At 73.6% G+C, this 19216-nt stretch carries 19 protein-coding genes; 13 read left to right on the top strand and 6 right to left on the bottom strand.

Annotated elements, in window-relative coordinates; translation table 11 throughout:
* Positions 1-104: 104 nt before the first annotated feature.
* The 4 genes from ACIQVZ_RS27645 to ACIQVZ_RS27630 all read left to right on the top strand — a co-directional run bounded on the left by ACIQVZ_RS27645 (position 105) and on the right by ACIQVZ_RS27630 (position 2749).
* Positions 105-533 carry a hypothetical protein gene (locus ACIQVZ_RS27645; protein WP_350878734.1) on the top strand — a complete coding sequence of 143 codons (429 nt, stop codon included), beginning with the start codon at positions 105-107 and terminating at the stop codon, positions 531-533.
* 117 nt (positions 534-650) lie between these two features.
* Positions 651-1076 (top strand): ATP-binding protein, encoded by a 426-nt coding sequence (locus ACIQVZ_RS27640; RefSeq protein ID WP_402453473.1) that lies wholly within the window; start codon positions 651-653, stop codon positions 1074-1076.
* A 232-nt stretch (positions 1077-1308) separates the two neighbouring features.
* Entirely contained in the window at positions 1309-2169 is an 861-nt protein-coding gene (locus ACIQVZ_RS27635) for a YhjD/YihY/BrkB family envelope integrity protein (RefSeq protein WP_350878728.1), read from the top strand.
* 121 nt (positions 2170-2290) lie between these two features.
* Positions 2291-2749: an SRPBCC family protein gene (locus ACIQVZ_RS27630; RefSeq protein WP_350878726.1), complete on the top strand. Its 459-nt coding sequence runs from the start codon at positions 2291-2293 to the stop codon at positions 2747-2749.
* Between the two features lie 96 nt (positions 2750-2845).
* Here the strand turns inward: ACIQVZ_RS27630 and ACIQVZ_RS27625 are convergent, their stop codons facing one another.
* Positions 2846-4990, bottom strand: coding sequence for a catalase (locus ACIQVZ_RS27625; protein ID WP_402453472.1), 2145 nt, complete (start codon positions 4988-4990; stop codon positions 2846-2848).
* A gap of 266 nt (positions 4991-5256) precedes the next feature.
* Here ACIQVZ_RS27625 and ACIQVZ_RS27620 point away from each other — a divergent pair, with 266 nt between their 5' ends.
* The 3 genes from ACIQVZ_RS27620 (at position 5257) to ACIQVZ_RS27610 (ending at position 6540) form a co-directional block, all read left to right on the top strand.
* The gene (locus ACIQVZ_RS27620) at positions 5257-5586 is read left to right on the top strand and encodes a helix-turn-helix domain-containing protein (protein WP_350878721.1); all 330 of its coding nucleotides are present in this window, start codon (positions 5257-5259) and stop codon (positions 5584-5586) included.
* A gap of 155 nt (positions 5587-5741) precedes the next feature.
* Positions 5742-6263 carry an STAS domain-containing protein gene (locus ACIQVZ_RS27615; protein ID WP_402453471.1) on the top strand — a complete coding sequence of 174 codons (522 nt, stop codon included), beginning with the start codon at positions 5742-5744 and terminating at the stop codon, positions 6261-6263.
* Between the two features lie 40 nt (positions 6264-6303).
* The gene (locus ACIQVZ_RS27610) at positions 6304-6540 is read left to right on the top strand and encodes a DUF6296 family protein (RefSeq protein ID WP_402453469.1); all 237 of its coding nucleotides are present in this window, start codon (positions 6304-6306) and stop codon (positions 6538-6540) included.
* 239 nt (positions 6541-6779) lie between these two features.
* Here the strand turns inward: ACIQVZ_RS27610 and ACIQVZ_RS27605 are convergent, their stop codons facing one another.
* Positions 6780-8267 carry an FAD-dependent monooxygenase gene (locus tag ACIQVZ_RS27605; RefSeq protein WP_402453468.1) on the bottom strand — a complete coding sequence of 496 codons (1488 nt, stop codon included), beginning with the start codon at positions 8265-8267 and terminating at the stop codon, positions 6780-6782.
* A 68-nt stretch (positions 8268-8335) separates the two neighbouring features.
* On the opposite strand from ACIQVZ_RS27605, the gene ACIQVZ_RS27600 reads away from it, so the two are divergent.
* Positions 8336-8965 carry a TetR family transcriptional regulator gene (locus ACIQVZ_RS27600; RefSeq protein WP_402453466.1) on the top strand — a complete coding sequence of 210 codons (630 nt, stop codon included), beginning with the start codon at positions 8336-8338 and terminating at the stop codon, positions 8963-8965.
* 120 nt (positions 8966-9085) lie between these two features.
* Here ACIQVZ_RS27600 and ACIQVZ_RS27595 read toward each other — a convergent pair whose 3' ends face one another.
* A complete protein-coding gene (locus ACIQVZ_RS27595) occupies positions 9086-9301 on the bottom strand; it encodes a hypothetical protein (protein WP_402453465.1) in 216 nt (71 codons plus the stop codon).
* Between ACIQVZ_RS27595 and ACIQVZ_RS27590 the strand changes: the two genes are divergently transcribed.
* On the top strand, positions 9300-10538 hold the full coding sequence (locus tag ACIQVZ_RS27590) for an SMI1/KNR4 family protein (protein ID WP_402453464.1): 1239 nt from the start codon (positions 9300-9302) through the stop codon (positions 10536-10538). The genes ACIQVZ_RS27595 and ACIQVZ_RS27590 overlap by 2 nt on opposite strands.
* A gap of 59 nt (positions 10539-10597) precedes the next feature.
* Here ACIQVZ_RS27590 and ACIQVZ_RS27585 read toward each other — a convergent pair whose 3' ends face one another.
* On the bottom strand, positions 10598-11503 hold the full coding sequence (locus ACIQVZ_RS27585) for a LysR family transcriptional regulator (protein WP_402453463.1): 906 nt from the start codon (positions 11501-11503) through the stop codon (positions 10598-10600).
* A 138-nt stretch (positions 11504-11641) separates the two neighbouring features.
* Here ACIQVZ_RS27585 and ACIQVZ_RS27580 point away from each other — a divergent pair, with 138 nt between their 5' ends.
* Entirely contained in the window at positions 11642-12463 is an 822-nt protein-coding gene (locus ACIQVZ_RS27580) for an EamA family transporter (protein WP_402453504.1), read from the top strand.
* A 142-nt stretch (positions 12464-12605) separates the two neighbouring features.
* Positions 12606-13256, top strand: a complete 651-nt coding sequence (locus tag ACIQVZ_RS27575; protein ID WP_402453462.1) for a dihydrofolate reductase family protein — start codon at positions 12606-12608, stop codon at positions 13254-13256.
* 235 nt (positions 13257-13491) lie between these two features.
* Here ACIQVZ_RS27575 and ACIQVZ_RS27570 read toward each other — a convergent pair whose 3' ends face one another.
* Complete coding sequence (locus tag ACIQVZ_RS27570) at positions 13492-14052, bottom strand: TetR family transcriptional regulator (RefSeq protein WP_350878703.1); 561 nt, start codon at positions 14050-14052, stop codon at positions 13492-13494.
* Between the two features lie 197 nt (positions 14053-14249).
* On the opposite strand from ACIQVZ_RS27570, the gene ACIQVZ_RS27565 reads away from it, so the two are divergent.
* Positions 14250-17069, top strand: coding sequence for an AAA family ATPase (locus ACIQVZ_RS27565; RefSeq protein ID WP_402453503.1), 2820 nt, complete (start codon positions 14250-14252; stop codon positions 17067-17069).
* A 204-nt stretch (positions 17070-17273) separates the two neighbouring features.
* On the opposite strand, the gene ACIQVZ_RS27560 is transcribed toward ACIQVZ_RS27565, so the two are convergent.
* Positions 17274-17972, bottom strand: a complete 699-nt coding sequence (locus tag ACIQVZ_RS27560) for a hypothetical protein (RefSeq protein ID WP_402453461.1) — start codon at positions 17970-17972, stop codon at positions 17274-17276.
* Positions 17973-18300: 328 nt separating this feature from the next.
* Here ACIQVZ_RS27560 and ACIQVZ_RS27555 point away from each other — a divergent pair, with 328 nt between their 5' ends.
* Positions 18301-19212: an alpha/beta hydrolase gene (locus ACIQVZ_RS27555; RefSeq protein ID WP_402453459.1), complete on the top strand. Its 912-nt coding sequence runs from the start codon at positions 18301-18303 to the stop codon at positions 19210-19212.
* Positions 19213-19216 lie beyond the last annotated feature (4 nt).

Here is a 19216-nt window from a genome sequence, read left to right as displayed (position 1 = left end):
CCGAGCGGGAGCGGGCCTGCGAAGCGCGGCGTTAGGCGCGGGCCCGCCCGGGTAGGCGCGGCCCTGCGGGGGCGACCGGAACCGAACGACGGAGAGGACTCCCCATGTTGCTGCTAGGACTCGTGCTGATGGCGGCGGCCGGTGCGTTCGCCGGACTGCTGATCGCGGACAACCTCTCCGGCGGGCCCGACTACCAGGCGACGGTGCTGGGCATCCACCTGCCGGCGCTCGACAGCCTGGGCATCTTCCTCGCCGGGCTGGCCCTCGCCCTGCTCTTCTGCCTGGGCCTGGCCCTGATGGTGATGACGGCCCGGCGGTCCCGACGGCACGTCCGGCCGGGCGCGCACCGGGCGGTCCACCAGCGGTCCCAACCGGTGGTGCGGCCGGACCCGCCCGAGCGGTCCCTCCGGCCCGACGAGGGCGAGCAGCCCGCGCCGCCGGAGGAACGCGCCGCCCAGCAGGACGGCCGGGACGTCGGCCTGCCGGTCGAGCCCCCGCGCGGCGGCCGGCGCCGCCACCTGTTCGGCCACTGAGCTGTTCGGCCACTGAGGCTGTTCGGCCACTGAGGCGCCGGAGGCGCCGCGACGCCCCCGCAGCCGATCCCACGACGACCACGGGCCCCCACCGGGCCGGGGAAAGGACGCGACCGCATGACCGGACCACGGCCTTCCCTCGGACGCCCGTTCCCCACGAGGCCGTGGGCGCAGCGGCTGCCGCTCCGGGCCCACCCCGGAGCGGCCGCCGACGCCCGGGCCTTCACCGCCGAGTTCCTGGCCGACGTCGGTGACCCGCTGCTGGTCGCCGACGCCGTCCTGCTGGTCTCCGAACTCGTCGGCAACGCCCTGCGCCACGCCGGCGAGCCCGGGACGCTGCTCCTGATCCGCGCCACCGGCCGGCTGCGGATCGAGGTCAGCGACTCCAGCCCGCGCCCGCCGCTGCCCCGGGCCCCGCACCCCCCGGACGAGCCGGGAGGCCTCGGCCTGTTCCTGCTGAGCCGGCTCACCCTGCGCTGGGGCTGGCACCCGTCGGGGCCGGGCAAGACGGTGTGGTGTGACCTGCGGCTGCCCGTGGGCTGACGGCCTGTCCGGCACCTGGCGGGCGGGTGTTCCGCGTCCGGGAGGAGTGGTGTTCGCGCGCGACCAGCCGGCGGCACCGGGCGCCGGTCGCGCCGCCGGAGCGCCGGACGCGCCCCTCGCGGTGGCATCCTGACGGGGCAGGTCCGTCCGTGGGCGTCGAGCACAGCGAGGATCCAGTGGCCGTGAACCGACCGTCGCCGTCCCCGTCCCAGCCGTCTCCGCCGTCCCCGCCGTGGCGGTCCCCGTCGCCGCCGTCGCCGTGCGGCGTGCTGGGTTGAGCGGCGTGCGCCGCCACAGCCGGCTGGTGGAGATCGCCCGCAGCTGGTGGCAGGTCCTGCGGGCGGCCGTCGTCGGCGTGTGGGAACACGGCCGCACCATCGAACTGCTCCAGCGCTCGATGGCCTTCGCGGCGCTCTTCTTCGTGACCCTGGTGCCGCTGCTGATCGTCATCGCGGCGGCCTTCCCCGCGCGCGGCAGCGGGATCTCCGAGTGGATCACCGACGGCCTCGGCCTGAGCGGGCCCGGCGCCGACGCCGTCCACCGGCTCTTCGCCTCCCGGGGCCAGGTGCTCAGCACGACCACGGGCTTCGGCCTGGCCGCGCTGGCGGTCTTCGGGGTCTCGTTGATGGCGTCCGTCCAGGGCGTGTACGAGCGGGTGTGGGAACTCGACCGCGGCCCTTGGCACGCCGTCTGGCGCCAGACCCTCGGCCTGGCCGGGCTGATCGGGTACATCGTGCTGGCCGCCTCCAGCGGCATGCCCTGGCACCACTCGTCCGTCCAGCCCTCCTTCCGCATCGCCGTCTCGACCGTCGGCGGCCTCCTGCTGTTCTGGTGGCTCCAGCACCTGCTGCTGGCCGGACGCGTCCCGCCGAGGCAGCTGCTGCCCGGAGCCGTCGCGACCATGGTGGCGCTGGCGGGCCTGCGGCTCTTCTCCCGGCTGGTCTTCGCGCCGCTGCTGGTGTCCAACGCGGTCTCCTACGGGACGGTCGGGACGGTGCTGATCGTCCAGTCCTGGCTGATCGGCGTCGGCTACACCGTCTACGGCGGCGCGCTGGCCGGGCGCGCCGTGGTCCAGGCCCGCCGCACGTCGTAGCGCCGGCGCCGGGCGGGGCGGCCGGTGCCGCGGCGTGCGGGTGGGTTAGGGCGCGGCGCAGCGGGCAGGCGCGCGGGCGGCCGGGAAGGGCTCGGCCACCGCACACGTGAGGAGGCCCCAGATGAGCATGGTGAAGGAGACGGTCGACGTCGACGTGCCGCTGCACGCCGCGTACAACCAGTGGACCCAGTTCGAGGAGTTCCCGCGCTTCATGGAGGGCGTCGACGCGGTGACCCAGCTGGACGAGCGCCACAACCACTGGCGGACCAGCATCGGCGGCGTCACCCGCGAGTTCGACACCGAGATCATCGACCAGCTGCCCGACGAGCGGATCGCCTGGCGCACGACGGACGGCGACGTGCGGCAGAAGGGCGTCGTCACCTTCCAGGAACTGGACGACCGGCACACCCGGATCAACCTGGCCATCAACTTCCAGCCGGAGGGGATGGCCGAGAAGACCGGCGACATGCTGGGCATGGTCGACCGCAGGGTCAAGGGGGACCTCCGGCGCTTCAAGGACTTCATCGAGGACCAGGGCCGGGAGCAGGGCGCCTGGCGAGGCCGGATCACCCCCGGCTGAGCCTCGTCACCTGTTCGCGCCCCTGACCACACCCCCTGGCGGCGGCCCCGGCCCGGACGTTCGGGCCGGGGCCGCCGTTGCGGTGTCGGCGCGGTGTCAGCGCTCCGGGAAGCGGTGCTGCTCGACCAGCCGGGCGAAGCCGTCCCACAGGGCCGGATCCGTCGACTCCTGCGGGTCGTGGAGCGCGACGCCGGCCAGGCCCCCGGGCGCGTCGTGACCGCCCGCCCGGGCCAGTTCGACGCCGGAGCCGAGCAGAGCCGCCGGCTTGCCGTGGCGCAGCGCTTCGGCGAGGAAGCGGACGGCGTCCGGATCGGCGGCCAGCGCGGGCCCGACGCCGTCCGGAACCACCACCGCGTCGTACAGCACCGAGGCGGTGGTGGGCAGCGGGCGGTCCACCGGCAGCGGGTCACCGCCACGCGCGGCCACGTGACCGCCGTGCGCGGCCAGCGTCTCCACCACGGCGCCCTGCGCGCCCAGCCGCTCGTGCGCGGCCCGCACCTGGCCGCCGTCGACCCCGGGCGCGGCCAGCACGGCGACCTTGCGGGTACGGATGCCGCTGCCGCGCAGATTCTCCAGGCTGAGCGCGGGGGAGACCCGGGGGCCCGCCGCCTCGCCGCCCTTCGCCGCAGCCCGGTCCCCGGGCGTCGGCTCCGGCTCGGGCACGCCGATGCGCCGGGCGACCTCCGCCGCCAGGCCGGGGTCCACGCGCACCAGGTTGCCGACCATCCGGCGCCGCACCTCCTCGTCGCCCACCTTGCCGAGCTCGAACGCGAACGCGGCGGTGATGTGCCGTTGCTCCCAGCCCGCCATGCTGCGCCAGAACAGCGCGGCCTGGCTGTAGTGGTCGGCGAAACTGGGGCTGCGCCGCCGGATCGCCCTGCCGTTGACCCGTTCCTGGTAGTGCTGGAACACCCCCTCCGGCAGGTGGCCGCCGCCCATGGTGAACGGGCAGCCGCCGCCCACCGAGTTCGGTGCGTAACTCGTCCCCGAGTGGACGACCTGCTGGCCTGAGCCGTCGCGGTGGTTGGTCCGCACGTCGGCCAGCGGGCGGTTGACGGGCAGCTGGCCGAAGTTGGGGCCGCCCAGGCGGATCAGCTGGGTGTCCAGGTAGGAGAAGTTGCGGCCCTGGAGCAGCGGGTCGTTGGTGAAGTCGATCCCGGGCACCACGTTGGCGGTGTGGAAGGCCACCTGCTCGGTCTCGGCGAAGAAGTTCTGCGGGTTGCGGTCGAGGACCATCCGCCCCACCGGGCGCACCGGCACCAGTTCCTCCGGGATCAGTTTCGTGGGGTCCAGCAGGTCGAAGGGGAAGGCGAACTCGTCCTTCGCCGTGACCAGTTGGACACCGAGCTCCCACTCGGGGAAGTCCCCCGCGGCGATCGCCTCCCACAGGTCCCGGCGGTGGAAGTCCGGATCCCGCCCGGCGGTGATCTGGGCCTCGTCCCACACCTGGGAGCAGACGCCGAGCCGCGGCCGCCAGTGGAACTTGACGAACGTCCCGCGCCCGTCCCGGTTCACCAGGCGGAAGGTGTGCACACCGAAGCCCTGCATCATCCGGTAGCTGCGCGGGATGGCCCGGTCGGACATCACCCACATCAGCATGTGGGTGGACTCGGGCTGGAGCGAGCAGAAGTCCCAGAAGGTGTCGTGCGCGGAGGCGCCGGTGGGGATCTCGTTCTGCGGTTCGGGCTTCACCGCGTGGACGAAGTCCGGGAACTTGACGGCGTCCTGGATGAAGAACACCGGCATGTTGTTGCCCACCAGGTCGTAATTGCCGTGCCGGGTGTAGAACTTGGTGGCGAAGCCGCGGACGTCCCGTACGGTGTCGGCGGAGCCGCGCGGGCCCTGCACGGTCGAGAAACGTACGAACACCGGGGTGCGGCGCCCGGCCTCCTGGAGGAAGTCGGCGCAGGTGAACCCGGCGAGCGACTCGTACGGTTCGAAGAAGCCGTAGGCGCCGGCGCCGCGGGCGTGCACCACGCGTTCGGGGATGCGCTCGTGGTCGAAGTGGGTGAGCTTCTCGCGGAGGTGGAAGTCCTCCAGCAGGGTGGGGCCGCGGTCGCCGACGATGAGCGAGTTGTCGGTGTCGTCGACGCGCACACCCTGGTCGGTGGTGAGCGGGCCGTCCGGGTCGGGGGCGCGGAAGGCGTCGAGTGCGGCGTCCTTGGCGTCGGTGGTGTCCGTGGGGTCGGGTCCGGGGTCGGCGGGCGGCTCGGGCTGGGGGGTTTCGGGGTTGATGGGCATGTCGCGGTCTCCGTCCTGGGAACGGCGCGGGGCGGCCGGGCCGCCGGCCCCTGGCTCGTGTCGGCCGGGCGGCTGCCCGATGGGTGGCGCGGCAAACCGCGCGCGAGCGGCGGTCGGTGCCGCGGCAGGAGGTCAGCGGTGTCGGGCAGAGGCGTGCGACGTTTGCGCGCGGTGTTTGACGGAGGGATATCGGGGGACACGCCCGGGTCGGGACGGGAAGCCTCTGAGTGAGGAGAACAGCGGGAAGGAGCAGGCGAATTCCTCTCATGTCTCAGCCAACGCGACCGCCCTATCCTGAGGGCGTGGAAGAGCAGCAGGCCATCGGGCGCCAGTGGACGTTCCTGACCAATCACGCGCGCGTCCTGGTGCAGATCGCCCGGGACCCGGGCATCAGGGTGCGTGACATCGCGACCAGCTGCCTGCTGACCGAGCGAGCGGTCCAGCGGATCATCGTCGACCTCGAAGAGGCGGGCTACCTCAGCCACCGCCGGGTCGGGCGCTCCAACGTCTACCGCGTCATCGACGGCAAGCAGCTGCGCCACCCCGCCGACAGCGGCCCGACGCTGGCGGAACTGCTGGCCGTCCTGCTGCGCTGACCGCGCCGCCGGTGACATGCCGATGGCCCGCACGACCGAACCCGATTGCACGCATTGCCATTGACGAATTCCCGTTCACGTATCGGTTGACGTGAGAAGGGATTCGGCAGACGCTGGAGACGTCGTCCCGTGGCTCACAGGCAGGAGAAGAGACCATGCGCGGTAAGCCGCCCGTGGCGCGCCCCGCCGCCCCGACTCCTCCACCCCCCACGTCGCCCCCGGAGCCCCCGGCCGGCGGGATCGTGCCCGCGGACCTGCACGTCGCCGAGGGCCTGCTGGTCCGGCTCGCCGTGGAAGGGGACCGGGTCCGTGTGACGGTCCGCGGCGAGATCGACCTCGACGTCGTCGGCAGTCTGGACGAGACGCTCGAACGCGCGCTGCGAGCCAGCGGTACCGGGCTCGACGTCGACCTGTCCGCCGTCCCCTTCTGCGACAGCTCCGGCCTCAACCTCCTGCTGGGCCTGCGCAGCACCGCGCACCGCACCGGCCGCACCCTCGCGATCGCCGCGGCCAGCACCCAGGTCGAGCGCCTGCTCGCGATGACCGAGACGACCGGCCTCTTCACCCCCGTCGTCACCGAACGCCCCGCAGCCACCGAACGCCCGGCAGCCACCGAACGCCCAGCAGCCACCGAACGCCCCGCCGACCCCCCGCACACCGAGAACGCAGCTCCCTGACCGCACGCGGGCCACCCCGCACCACCGCAAGCCGAGAACCATGGACCCCGTCCGCCGCTACGCCATCGCCCTGCCCGGCGCGCCCGGCGCCCACGCCGCAGCGCATACCGTCATCGTGCACCTCACCGACCAACTGGGCCCCGCGCGCGAGCCCGTCTACGAGGACGCCACCGGCCTGTTCCGCGTCCAGATCCGGGGCACCACCGCGGAAGTCCTCGCCGCGCCGGCCGAGTACGGAACCATCCACCCCTGCCTGGAAGCCGTCCCCATGCCCTGACCGCACTCCGGGCCGTCGGCCATCCCGGAGGGCGTGGGGGCGTCCGTCGCGCCTGAAACCGTCCCGCCGCAGGCCGGTCCACCCGTGCCGCTGCCGCGCGCCGGGGCTGGGAGGACACGTTCTTCCAGGGGAAAACAAGAACAGTTCCATGGCGCGGCTCACCGCCGCCTCGGTGTCGAACAACGGCGGGTTCGTCGGTGCACCGTGAGCTACGGCGTACCGACGAACCCGCCGGGGCCTCAGCCGAACCAGCGGGCGAGGGCCGTGTCGAGCGGGGTGCCGTCGGTGTCGGTCCAGGCGAGGTAGCCGTCGGGGCGGACCAGGAGGGCGCCGGCGCCGTCCACGTCCTCGTCGGTCTTCGCCATGACGTGCTCGACCCGGTCGGACCGGTCGCCGACCGACCGCCGCTTGCCGTCGAGGGTGAGCAGCAGGCCCCGGCCGGAGTGCATCAGCCGGCTCGCCCGGGTCGGGCCGTCCTCGGTGGTCAGGTCCAGGTCGATCAGCCGGGGGCCGACGCCGGGGTACCGGAGGTCCAGGCCGGACATCATGCCCGAGACGTACCGGTTGGTGTCGGGCAGGCCCAGCAGCTCGGTCACGAGCTCGCGGACCGTGCCGAGCTCCTCGTCCCCGCCGGGATTCATGATCACGGCCTGGGCCCGGGTGTGGCGCAGCACGCGTGCGGCGACGGGGTGCCGCTCCTCGTGGTAGCTGTCGAGCAGACCCTCGGGCGCCCAGCCGCGGATCGTGCCGGCGAGCTTCCAGCCCAGGTTGACCGCGTCCTGAAGGCCCAGGTTCACGCCTTGGCCGCCGATCGGCATGTGGATGTGCGCCGCGTCCCCGGCGAAGAACACCCGGCCCTCGCGGTAGCGCTCGACCTGGCGGACGGCGTCGCCGAACCGGGAGGCGGCGCGCAGTTCGCCCAGTTCGGTGTCGGGGCCGTACACGGCGTGCAGCGCCTCGCGGACCTCGTCGGCCGAGACCGGCGTCTCGCGGTCCGGGCCCTGTCCGGAGAGCTTGCCGAACAGCATCCGGTACAGGTCCGGGCCGATGGGGTGCAGGATCGAGTGGAAGCCGCCGCCCACGCGGGTGTACTGGCTGAAGTGCTTGCGCTCGGTGGGGACCGCCTCGGACCGGGAGGCGAGGGTGAGGTCGGCCGCGACGGCGGACATCCGGCGCTCCCGGCCGGGGAAGGGGACGCCCAGCAGCCGGCGGACCGTGCTGTGCCCGCCGTCGCACGCGACGAGGTAGCGGCCGCGGATCTCACCGTCGCGGCCCTGAACCTCACCGTCGCCGGGGGCGCCGTCCGCGTGCCACGAGACCGTGACCCCCTCCGCGTCCTGCGTGACCGCCGCCACCTCGTGGCCGCGGAGCACGGGCACGCCCTGCTCGCCGAGGAACCGTTCGAGGTGGGCCTCCAGCCGGACCTGCGGAACGTTGACCGGGTGGGGGTACCGGGTGCGCCAGGGCCGGCAGTCCAGCTCGACCGGCAGGGTGGCGAAGTGCCCGCCGGTGGTCTTGTCCGACGGACCCTGTGCGAGCAGCGGCTCCAGCAGCCCGCGCAGGTCGAGCACTTCGGCGGTGCGCGGCTGGAGCCCGCCGGCCCGGGACTGGGTGTTGGGGGTGCGCTGCTTCTCGACGACGACGGCCGGCACCCCGGCCAGCGTCAGCTCGTAGGCCAGCATCAGCCCGGTCGGGCCCGCCCCCACCACGATGACCTCGGTTCGCACGATGACCTCCCGAAAGACGAAACTGAGTGCAAATCTGCACTCAGTCTACCACAAGGTAGACTGAGTGCATGAATCAGCAGATGGGCCTGCGGGAACGCAAGAAGGAACGCACTCGGGAGACGATCGCGGCGACGGCGATCCGCCTCTTCCTCGACCGGGGCTTCGACCAGGTCTCGATCACCGAGATCGCGGAGGCGGCGGAGGTCTCCCGGCGGACCCTCTTCGCGTACTTCCCGACGAAGGAAGACCTCGTACTCCAGCGGTTCGCCGACCACGAGAGCGAAGCGGCCCGGACGGTGCGCGCCCGGCCGGCCGGCCAGCCGCCGCTGGAGGCGCTGCGCGCGGCCGTGCTCGACGCCCTGGCGCGCCGCGACCCGAACACCGGCCTGTGCGACGACCCGGAGGTGATGGCCTTCCTCCGCATGATCGTCCAGACCGAGAGCCTGGCGGCACGGATCGTCCGCTACGCGGCACGCGGCAGCGACGAACTGGCCGAGGCACTGCTGGAGGCCGGCGTCGACCCGCTCGACGCCCGTCTCGTCGCCACCCAGGTGATCGTGGTGCAGCGGAAACTGGCGGTCATGAACCAGGAACGCCTGGCCGACGGCACGTCCGCCGACGACCACTACCCGGAGGCCGTCCGCGCCGCCGAGCGGGCCTTCGCCCTGCTGCGCGACGGACTGGGGCGGCAGGGGTAGGGCCTGCGTGCGGTGACCAGGCGCTTTCGGCGTCCGGCGTGGTCCGGCCGTTCCCGCCGACGGGGCCGGCCGGGCCGGGTGGGCTGTCGGCGGGGGGCGTCATAATCGCCACTGCCGTGATCACCGGATCTGCTGGAGGCTCTCGTTGCTCTCGTCGTCGTCGTCCTCGTCGTCCTCGCTGCACGACTTCGCGACCTGGGAGCCCCTGCTGCGGCTCCTGCGGACGGACCACGCGCAGGCGCTCGCCGTGCCGGGCGGCGAGGTGTCGGGGCTGATCGGTCGGCAGGGGTGGAGCGTGCCGGTGAGGATGCGGTTCCCGGGGCCCGGTCGCGCCATGCTGGTGTCCGACAACCAGGAGGCGCACGACGCGATCGACCGCGTCCGGGCCGCGCTCACCGAGGCCGGGATCGGCGATGTCGCCTTCGCCGCGGAGATCCCGCCGAGCGGGAAGGCGGTGCTCCACCTGTTCGACCATGGCCCGGCCGTCGACCCGGGCATCGGCAACGCCCACCCGGGCGCGCTCACTCTGATCGAGGGCGCGGTGCCCGAGCCGTGGCGGCGCCTGCCCGAGCCGGTGCCCGGGGCGAGGCCGGCCCCGTCCGTGGACCTGGAGGTGCTGGAGCGGACGCTGCGCGAGCGGACGCCCGACGAGACCGGCGCCACCGAGGAGGAGATCGCCGCCGCGGAGGCCCGCCTGGGTGTGGCACTGCCCGAGGAGATCAAGGTGCTCTACCGGGTGACCGCCGCGCGGTGGTGGGAGCACTCGGAGCACGACGACACCGTCGAGGAGCGCTTCCAGGCGTCGGAGCGCGTCGGCGACGCGCTCGGCTTCGACCTGAACTCCCTGGACGGGCTCGTCACCGCCGACCGCGCGCGCTCCTCGTTCCGTTGGGAGCACGCGGCGACGGAGGCGTGCGTCACCTCGCCCGACGCCGCCGTGCAGGACCTGGTCGGTTCGCCCGGGTGGGTCGTCATCGGTGACACCGGCGGCGGGGACCTGGTGGTCGTCGACCTGACCCCCGGCCCCGGCGGCCACCTCGGGCAGCTCATCGTCCTCGACCACGAGCGGAGCGTCGGCGCCTGCCTGTTCGCCGAGTCCCTCACCGACCTGGTGCGGGACCCGGACCGGACCTGGTACTCCGGCCGGGGCCGGGACCTGACGTCGGTGGTGGCGAGGCTCCACGGCGAGGTCCCCGACAGCGTCGAGGCGGCGGCCCACCCCGACCTGGAGGTACTGACCCTCGGAGGGTGGCGCGGCGAACCGGTCAGTCTGACCCCTCTCGTCGGGCTGCCCCGGCTCCGCACCCTCCGCGCCGGCCCCGGCGCGCTCGCCGACCCCCGGGAGGTCGCCCGGCTGACCGGACTGGAGTTCCTGGAGCTGACCCCGGAGGACTGGCGCTGCCTCCTCGACGCCGGCGCCGTCCCGCGCGGCCTGTCGGCCGCCGCCATCGAGGCCCCGAGCGACCACGACCTGTGCCCGATCATGGCCCTCGCGAACGAACTCCTCGCCCTCTGGGAGCGCCCCCTGATCACGGAGACCGTCATCGAGGGCGACCTCGGCCCCCTGCCGTAGCCGCGCCGCGGATCTCGTGTGCCCGGGAGAGCGAGGCGCCCCTGCTCGGATCGCCGCTGTCACTTCCGCGGGGGCGGCGGGGAGTCGGGCTTCTCGCGGTAGAGGTCGATGGCGAGGGCGACTGCGGCGTGGGTGGCGGGGTGGGGGTCCTGGCGGCGCCAGATGAGGTGGACGGGGACGGGGGCGGCGTTGCGCAGGGGGCGGTAGACGATGCCGTCGCGGCGGTACTGGGCGGCGGTGGCCTGGGGGGTGACACCGATGCAGCGGCTGGTGGCGATGGCGGCGAGCCAGTCGTCGATGTCGTGGGTGTAGATGACGGCGGGCCGCTGGTCCTCGGGCCACAGGTTCAGGGCGGTGGTGCCGGTCCGGCGGTCGATGGCGAGGGTGCGGGAGGGGATCTCGTCGAGGCGGATGCTGCGCCGGCGGGCCCACGGGTCGTCGGAGGCGAGCGCGACGATGCGGTGTTCGTGGCCGATCAGGGCGTGTGACCAGGGCTTCAGGTCGAGCGGGGCGCGGACGACGGCGAGATCGCACATGCCTTCGGCCAGTCCGCCGGTGGGGGAGTTGTGGCGGACGAGGCGGAGCTCGACCTCGGGGTGGCGCTCGTGCCAGCGGCGCTGGAAGTCGGTGGTGTGGCGGCCGAAGGCGGACCAGGCGTGGCCGAGGTGGAGCCGGGCGTGGCCGGCGGTCGCTTCCGCGACCAGGTCGTCGGCGCCGGCGAGCAGGACGCGGGCGCGGGCGAGGACCCGTACGCCGGCCGGCGTGGGTGCGATCGTGCGGCTGGTGCGGTGCAGCAGCCGCACCCCGAGGAACTGTTCCAGGGCGTGCAGGTTGCGGGAGACGGCGGCCTGGGAGAGGCCCAGCTCGGGGCCGGCGTCGGTGAAGCTGCCGGTGTCGATGATGGCGACCAGGCAGCGCAGGTGCTTCAGTTCCAGATCGGCGGGACTTTGCCGTCGCTCATCCATACGCCCAGCGTATCAATGGGCCGGTGAATGCATTTTGCGTATGGCTGCGCCGGCTCCACTGTGGAGGACATGGTGCTGAAGGGTTCTCATGACGGCGTCACCGCCCAGGGCGACGGGCGCCTGGCCGGGGTGGCGCTGATGCTGGGCTCCGGCCTGTCCAACCAGACCGGAGCCTCGATGGCGGCGCTCGCCTTCCCGGTGATCGGCCCCGCGGGTGTGGTGGCCGTCCGCCAGTGGGTGGCCGCCGGGGTGCTGTGGGCGGTCGGCAGGCCGCGGCCGCGGTCGTTCACGGCGGCGCAGTGGCGTCCGGTCCTCGGGCTCGCGGTGGTGTTCGCCGTGATGAACCTGTCCCTCTACACGGCCATCGACCGCATCGGGCTCGGGCTGGCCGTCACCCTGGAGTTCCTCGGCCCGCTCGCGGTGGCCCTGGCCGGCTCGCGCCGGCGCCTCGACGCGCTGTGCGCGGTGGCCGCCGCGGCCGCGGTGGTCGTCCTGGCCCGGCCCTCGCCCTCCACCGACTACCCGGGCATCGCCCTGGCCCTGCTCGCGGCGGTGTGCTGGGCCGGCTACATCCTGCTCAACCGGGTCGTCGGCCGCCGCCTGCCCGGACTGGAGGGCTCGGCCGCCGCCGCCGCGCTCTCGGGGGCGCTCTACGTTCCCGTGGGCATCGTGGTGCTGTGGCTCCGTCCCCCGACCGCCGCCGCCCTGGCCTGCGCGCTGGCCGCCGGCGTGCTGTCCTCGGCCGTGCCCTTCCTGGCCGACCTGCTGGCGCTGAGGCGGGTGCCCACGCAGTTCTTCGGCGTGTTCATGAGCGTCAACCCGGTCTTCGCCGCGCTGATCGGCCTCGTCGTGCTCGGCCAGCACCTCGACGCGGCGGCCTGGCTCGCCATTCTTGTGATCGTCGGAGCGAACGCGCTCGCCGTCACCACCGCCCCCACCGACCCCACCGACCCCGAGTGACGAGCAGGGCCCCGGAAAAAGACCGAGAAAAAGATTCGGGCCGATGTCGATTCGGCAGGGTCCGCTGCGACGTCATGATGTGCGGCGCCCTGCCGCGCCCTGCCGCGCGGTGACGCGACGACGAGACCTGACGAGGGAACACGTGGACCAACTGCTCAGAGTCATGAACTTCAACGTCTCCAGCGACGGCGTCGGCGCCGGTGCCAGTGAGCACCAGAGCTTCGAGCGGCCGTTCGGGTACGACCACCCCGAGAAGCTGTTCGCCTGGGCCGGGGCCACGGCGAGCTGGCCCATGCGGACGGCCCCCGGGGGGAGCCGGGGTCTCGACGACTACTTCACGCGGGACTTCGCGCGCAACATCGGCGCCGAGATCATGGGCCGCAACAAGTTCGGGCCCCAGCGCGGGCCCTGGCAGGACGACGAGTGGCGCGGCTGGTGGGGTGACGAACCCCCCTTCCACACGCCGGTGTTCGTCATGACCCACCACGAGCGTCCGTCGTTCACGCTCTCCGACACCACGTTCCACTTCGTCGACGGCGACCCGGCCACGGTCCTCGCCCGGGCACGGGAGGCCGCGGCGGGCAAGGACGTCAGGCTCGGCGGTGGGGTCGGCACCATCCGACAGTTCCTCGCCGCCGACCTCGTCGACACCCTGCACGTGGCGGTGTCGCCGGTGGAGCTCGGTCCCGGGCTACGGCTCTGGGAGTCCCCCGACGAGCTGCTGGACCGGTTCCACCTGGAGGTGGTGCCCAGTCCGAGCGGAGTGACGCACCACCTGTTCTGGCGGAGGTGACGTGAGGGCCCGCCCGGGCGTCGGTTTCTCAGGGCGGGCTCAGGAGTGGCTCAGGAATGGGCGCTCACGGTCGCGGTGAGGGGCGCGGGGCCGAGGGTGGCCGCCGCCGTCGGGCGGGGGCGGCTGCCCGGGACCGGGTCCACGTGCCCTCGCCACGCGCATGCTCCCGTGTTCGGACGAGCGGCGACCAGCGCCCTTTCCCCAACGGGCGGCAGGTCGAGCCGAGCCCTCCAGGTCAGTCCGTCAGCACGGCGACCACCCGGCGGACGGTCTCGCGGCGCTGCTCACGGTCGCCGACGTCCGCCACCACCAGAATCTCGGGGTTGCTCGCCGGCCACAGCGTGGCGAGGTGGACCATCAGGGCGAACAGGACCCGGGCCTCGAACCGGGCCGACACCGTGCCCCTGGCCTGGGCGTCGGCGATCGCGGCACTCCTGTTCCGGACCTCGGCGACCGCGAACTCGTCGGGCGGTTCGTCGCCGCGCTCCAGGCGCTGCCAGGTGATCAGCCGGGGAAGCTCGGGGTACTCGGCGTAGACGTCGCTCAGATGGGCCGCGAACCCGGGGAGGTCGTCCACGTCGAGCGGCACGTTTCCGACGATCTGCTCGACGACGCCGCTCCAGACCGCCTCGAACAGCCCCACCTTGCTCTTGAAGTAGTGGTAGATCTGCGCCTTGTTGCACTGCGCGGCGTCGGCGATCCGGTCGACGCGGGCGCCGTTCAGCCCGTAGGCGGCGAACTCGGCCCGCCCTGCCGCGATGAGTCGTTGCTTGGTGGCTTCCGCGTCGCGCTGCATTCCCCGAGCCTAGCGCACTGCTAACTAACCGTTTACTTGACACGATCCTTACTGACGGGTTGTAATCAACTAACCAGGTAGTTGAATGCGGCTTCGGCGCGTCACCCGGGTCCCGCTCCCCGTGACCCGCAGGGCTGCGACGGTCGTGAACCTGTGGGTCGGTGGGGAAGGAGCGGGTCGTGGAGTCCTCCATGGCGATGGTCGGCCGGGACGGTGAGCGCGCACAGCTGTCCGCGTTCGTACGGGCAGCGGAGGGGCAGCCCCTGGTCCTCAGAGGAGAGACCGGAGTCGGCAAGAGCGCACTGCTCGACTACGCGGCGGAGCTGGCGTCCAGGGAGGGCCACCTCGTGGTCCGGGCCACCGGAGTCGAAGCGGAGTCGCAGCTGCCCTACGCCGGGCTGCACCAGCTCCTCTGCCCGCTGCTCCCCGACGCGGCCGAACCGGACGGCGGCGCCCGCGCAATGCTCGACGCCGTGTTCGGCCAGGCCCAAGGCACGCCGCCGTCGGTCGTGGCCCTCGGCATCGCGGTGCTCGGCCTGCTGTCGTCGGCCGCCGCGAAGCAGCCGCTGCTCCTGGTCCTCGACGACGGCCAGTGGCTGGACGACTCCAGCGCGGCGGTCTGCGGATTCGTGGGCCGCCGACTGGCAGGCAGCCCGGTGAAGTTCCTGCTGGCGATCCGCGCCGACATCGCCTCGTGCTTCGACACCGCCGCGCTGCCGGAGGCGCCGGTCGAGGCCCTCGCGGACGAGGACGCCGCCCGCCTGCTGGACCGGCACCACCCGGCGCTGGGCGAACAGCTGCGCCGGCTCGTGCTGGAGCAGGCCCAGGGCAACCTGCTGGCCCTGCTGGAGCTGCCCGCCCACGCCGCGGCCCACGCCGGCGAGCGGACGCCGGACGACCTGTACGTCCCGCGCGGCGCGTCGCCGTCCCGGCGGCTCCAGTACGTCTACGGGGCCCGCATCGCCGACCTGGGCGACACCGTCCGGGCGGAGCTGCTCAAGGGCGCCCTCGACGGTGCGGCGGCCGGGCCCGGCGACGGCGCGGCCCTGACCGCGCGGTACCGGATGCGCGACGTCGACGAGGCGGTGGCCTGCGGCCTGCTGGTGGTCGAGCCGACCACCGGCGACTTCGCCTTCCGGCACCCGCTCGTCCGCTCCAGCGTCGTGCAGCTGGCCACGCCCAACCAGCGGCGCGCCGCCCACCAGGCACTGGCGCACATCCACCTGGGGAACCTCGAACGCCGCGCCACGCACCTGGCGGTGGCCACCATCGATCCCGACGAGGAGGTGGCCCGCGTCCTGGAGGCCGCGGCCGAGTCGGCGACCCGGCGCGGCGGCGCCCTCACGGCGGTGGCCTGGCTGACCCGCGCCGCCGAGCTGAGCGAGCACCACACCGACCGGTCCAGGCGGCTCGGCGACGCGGCGTTCGTCGCCGGGCACGCGGCCCGCCTCGGCCACGCGTGCCGGCTCGTGCTGGCCGACTCCACGCCGGGCTCCCACGAATCCCCGGCCTCCGTCCTGGCCGCCGGATACCAGGGGCTGTACCACGACGGCGACGTGCGCTCCACACACCGCCAGATCGCCGCGGCGGTCGAGAAGCTGCGCGACGGCGGGACCGACCGGTCCGGTGAGGTGCTCGACCGGCTGGTGGCCCTCCTGCTCGCCGTCAGCCAGTACGCTGCGGACCGCACCCTGTGGGAACGCGCCCACGCGCTGCTCGCCTCACTCGGCGACACCGTCAGCGAGCGGGCGCGCATCTACAGCGGCACCTGGAGCGACGTCGTGCGGCACGGCGCCGGCTGGTCCCGGCCGGTGGAGCGAGCGGCGACGGACCTGCGGGACCAGGAGCCCTGGGACGTCGCACGCCTGGCCGTGTCGGCCTACCACCTCGACGTCCTGAGCCCGCTGCGCCCCTACCTCCAGCGCGTCGTGACCCGTGAGCTGGAGACCGGCGCCGTGTCCACCGGCATGGTGATGCTGCACCTGATCATGCTCGACCAGATGGCGGTCGGGGAGTGGGAGGCCGCGGAGCGCACCGGGCAGCGCGCGATGCGCCGGACGGCCGAGCACGGGCACGAACTGTTCGCCCACCAGACGCAGGCCTACCTCGCCCAGCTCGCGGCGATGCGCGGACGGACGGACACCGCGCGCCAGCTCCAGGCGGTGGTCGACGCCTGGGCCCGCCCGCGCGGCATCGGGTTCCTGACCCAGCTCGCCGACTCGGCGGGGGCGACGGCCGCGCTCAGCGACGGCGACTACGAGACCGCGTACCTCCACGCCATCGGCATCACCTCCCCGGGAACCTTCCGGCCCTACGCCTACCAGGCCTCGCGAACCCTGCTCGACCTCGTCGAGGCGGCCCTGCACACCGGGCGCGCGGAACAGGCCCGGGCGCACGCGCTCGCCGCACGGGAGGCGGGCCTTCCCGACCTCTCCCCGCGGCTGGCCCTGATCACCCACGGGGTCCTGGCGATGACGGCCACCGACGAGCGGGAGGCCGCCGAGGCGTACGCGTGCGCGGAGTCCCAGCCGGCCGCGGCGCGGTTCCCGTTCGAGCTGGCGAGGATCCGGCTGGCGCACGGCATCCGGGTGCGACGCGCCCAGGGCGGTGCGATGGCCCGGCCGTTCCTCGCCCAGGCGGCAGACGTGTTCGACCGGCTCGGTGCGGTCGCGTGGGCCGAGCGGGCCCGGGCCGAGCTGAGGGCGGCCGGCGTCTCGTCCCGCGCGTCGACGCGCACCCTGGTCCCGCTGACGTGGCAGGAGCGCCGGATCGCCGGGCTGGCCGCGGGAGGCCTGACGAACAAGGAGATCGGCGAGCAGATGCGGCTGTCCCCGCGTACCGTCGGCGCCCACCTGTACCGCATCTTCCCCAAGCTGGGCATCACGACGCGGGTCGCCCTCAGGGACGCCCTGAACCGGCTGGAGGAGCATGCCCCTGCCGCGTCCGAGACGGCACGGGCGACGGGCGGGCAGCGTCCGCTCCGGCGCGAGGGGGCGGTGACGGCCGGTCCGCGATGAGGGCGGGGCGGCGGAGAGCGCCCGCCCCGGAGGCGCGGCTGGAGCGCCGTCCGTCCGGATCACTCACACGTATGACAGTCACGTGACCGCGTGGGCGAGACACGTGACTGTCATACGCGAGGCCGTTGGACACACCTACGCGTTCCTGGGCGTCGAACGAGGAGCCCGGGATCGGGGGCCTCCCGTACTCAACGGCATGTGAGGTCAAGGCTGTTGAGCGTCCTCCCGCGTCGCGAGCGCGTGCCGGCCGGACTCGGCGAGGGTGTACAGCACGGACCGCTGCTGCTTGTGGCGCTGGATGTTCCCCTTGGCCACGAGCGACTCCAGGGTGTTGCGCACGACCTGCGGGGTGGGGGCGCGGTCCGGGTGCTTCGCCAGCAGTTCCTCCCGCAGCTCCTTCGCCAGGCGCGGTTCGTCGTGACCGCTGAGCAGGGACAACAGGAGCTCTCCGAGCAGGGGTTGCCGCGACGTCCCGGCCGCGGCTGCCCGTGCCGGCTTCCCCGTCCGTTCCGTCCGTTCCGTTCGCTCCGTCCGTTCCGTTCGCGCCGTGGTCCCCGTCTTCCTCGTCTTCCCCGCCTTCCCCGCCTTCCCCGTCCGTGCCGGACGCGGCGAACGCGGCGAGCGCGGCGCGGGTGTGCGGGCGGGGGCCGAAGCGGACGCCCGGCGTCGCTTCGCCCCGGTGAGCACGGGCTCGTCCTGTGCCTGCTCGGGCAAGGGCGCGGGCTCCGACAGGCCCTCGTACCGTTCGGCGAGGCGGAGGATGTCGACCAGGAGGGCTTCCTCCTGCTTCAGCATCCTGACCTCCTCGGCCAGTTCCTGCTGACGCCGACGGTTCTCTTCCAGATCCGATGCGGCCTGATCGACGAGCCGCGTACGGAGCGTGCTGGCTGGTTGGCTGGTCACAACCGTTCACTCCCTAGTAGTGGATGACGTTGCGCATGGTACTCACGCCGGAGCTTCCATGGAGGAGGGTGCCGGCAGTGTGCGGCATTCCCCCGGGGCCGTGCAGTACCATTCCCGACCATCCCCCACGGTCGGACAGGGAGCGCCGACACGGCGGAGCGGCGCCGACAGGACATCGCGCGGCCGGCGACATGGCCGGGGGCATTGTTCGGTGATGTTAAGTCATTCGACTGTTCCGCCGTGGGCACCGATGGACGACCCTGGTCCCTTCCGCTCCCGCACACACCTGTGCCGGGTACCCGCCGACGCCCCGTGGAGGGACTGTTCCGTGACCCGAACCCCCGTCGTCCTCATCCACGGTGCCTGGTTGCACGCGTTGTCCTGGCAATCGTGGATCGACCGCTTCACCAGCCGGGGTTTCGACGTCGTCGCCCCGGGGTGGCCGGGAGAGCCTCCCACCGTCGGGGAGGCCCGCCGCCCCTCCGCGACCCCGCGGCGCCTCGGGCTCGACATGCTCACGGAGCACTACGCGCGGATCGTGCGGTCCTTCGACACCCCGCCCGTGATCATCGGCCACTCGGTCGGCGGGCTCGTCGCCCAGCACCTCCTGGGCACCGGGCTGGGCCGGGCCGCGGTCGCCATCGCTCCGGCGCCCATCGCGGGAGCCCCCGCCGCCCCGGCGCTCACCGAGCGGGCCGCGAGCTCCTCGCCGGCCGGCTCCCCGCAGGAGCGGGCGTCGGCCGTGTCACTGAGCGCCGAACAGTTCCGCGAGTGCTTCGCCAACACGGTTGCGGCGGAGGAGTCCTCGTGCCTGTTCCGGACCTACGCCGTCCCCTCCCCGCGTCACCTGCTGTCCGACCTGGGAGGCGCGGACGGCGCCGCTCACCCGCGCCGGAGGGTGGACACCGGGAACGCGCGGCGGGGCCCCCTGCTGCTCATCTCCGGCCAGGAGGACCGCATAGTGCCCGACAGCGTCACCCGCTCGGTGTACAAGCTGTACGGCGACTCGACGGCGACGAGCGACCTCAAGCACTTCCCCGACCGTGCGTACTCGCTGACCGTCGACAGCGGCTGGCGCTCCGTCGCCGACCACGTGCTGCGGTGGCTCGCGCTCCAGGACATCCACGGGCCCGACGCGTGGGCGCGGACGGCCGCCGGCCGGTACGCCGGTCGACCGTCACGGCACCGGCCCGCGCCGCTGCCGCCGTTCGGGCGGCGGGGGCACGGGCCGGTCGCGTGACCGT

Source organism: Kitasatospora sp. NPDC098663, assembly GCF_044760075.1.
In the GTDB taxonomy this organism is placed as follows: Bacteria; Actinomycetota; Actinomycetes; order Streptomycetales; family Streptomycetaceae; genus Kitasatospora.
The sequence above is the reverse complement of the archived record's forward strand: the minus strand, read 5'-3'. Positions and strand labels throughout refer to the sequence as shown.

What these genes read in the sequence shown, in the direction of transcription:
- ACIQVZ_RS27645 (WP_350878734.1), top strand. Translation starts at nt 105, where the DNA reads ATGTTGCTGCTAGGACTCGTGCTGATGGCGGCGGCCGGTGCGTTCGCC.
- ACIQVZ_RS27640 (WP_402453473.1), top strand. Translation starts at nt 651, where the DNA reads ATGACCGGACCACGGCCTTCCCTCGGACGCCCGTTCCCCACGAGGCCG.
- ACIQVZ_RS27630 (WP_350878726.1), top strand. Translation starts at nt 2,291, where the DNA reads ATGAGCATGGTGAAGGAGACGGTCGACGTCGACGTGCCGCTGCACGCC.
- ACIQVZ_RS27625 (WP_402453472.1), bottom strand. Translation starts at nt 4,990, where the DNA reads ATGCCCATCAACCCCGAAACCCCCCAGCCCGAGCCGCCCGCCGACCCC.
- ACIQVZ_RS27620 (WP_350878721.1), top strand. Translation starts at nt 5,257, where the DNA reads ATGTCTCAGCCAACGCGACCGCCCTATCCTGAGGGCGTGGAAGAGCAG.
- ACIQVZ_RS27615 (WP_402453471.1), top strand. Translation starts at nt 5,742, where the DNA reads ATGCGCGGTAAGCCGCCCGTGGCGCGCCCCGCCGCCCCGACTCCTCCA.
- ACIQVZ_RS27610 (WP_402453469.1), top strand. Translation starts at nt 6,304, where the DNA reads ATGGACCCCGTCCGCCGCTACGCCATCGCCCTGCCCGGCGCGCCCGGC.
- ACIQVZ_RS27600 (WP_402453466.1), top strand. Translation starts at nt 8,336, where the DNA reads ATGAATCAGCAGATGGGCCTGCGGGAACGCAAGAAGGAACGCACTCGG.
- ACIQVZ_RS27590 (WP_402453464.1), top strand. Translation starts at nt 9,300, where the DNA reads ATGCTGGTGTCCGACAACCAGGAGGCGCACGACGCGATCGACCGCGTC.
- ACIQVZ_RS27595 (WP_402453465.1), bottom strand. Translation starts at nt 9,301, where the DNA reads ATGGCGCGACCGGGCCCCGGGAACCGCATCCTCACCGGCACGCTCCAC.
- ACIQVZ_RS27585 (WP_402453463.1), bottom strand. Translation starts at nt 11,503, where the DNA reads ATGGATGAGCGACGGCAAAGTCCCGCCGATCTGGAACTGAAGCACCTG.
- ACIQVZ_RS27580 (WP_402453504.1), top strand. Translation starts at nt 11,642, where the DNA reads ATGCTGGGCTCCGGCCTGTCCAACCAGACCGGAGCCTCGATGGCGGCG.
- ACIQVZ_RS27570 (WP_350878703.1), bottom strand. Translation starts at nt 14,052, where the DNA reads ATGCAGCGCGACGCGGAAGCCACCAAGCAACGACTCATCGCGGCAGGG.
- ACIQVZ_RS27565 (WP_402453503.1), top strand. Translation starts at nt 14,250, where the DNA reads ATGGTCGGCCGGGACGGTGAGCGCGCACAGCTGTCCGCGTTCGTACGG.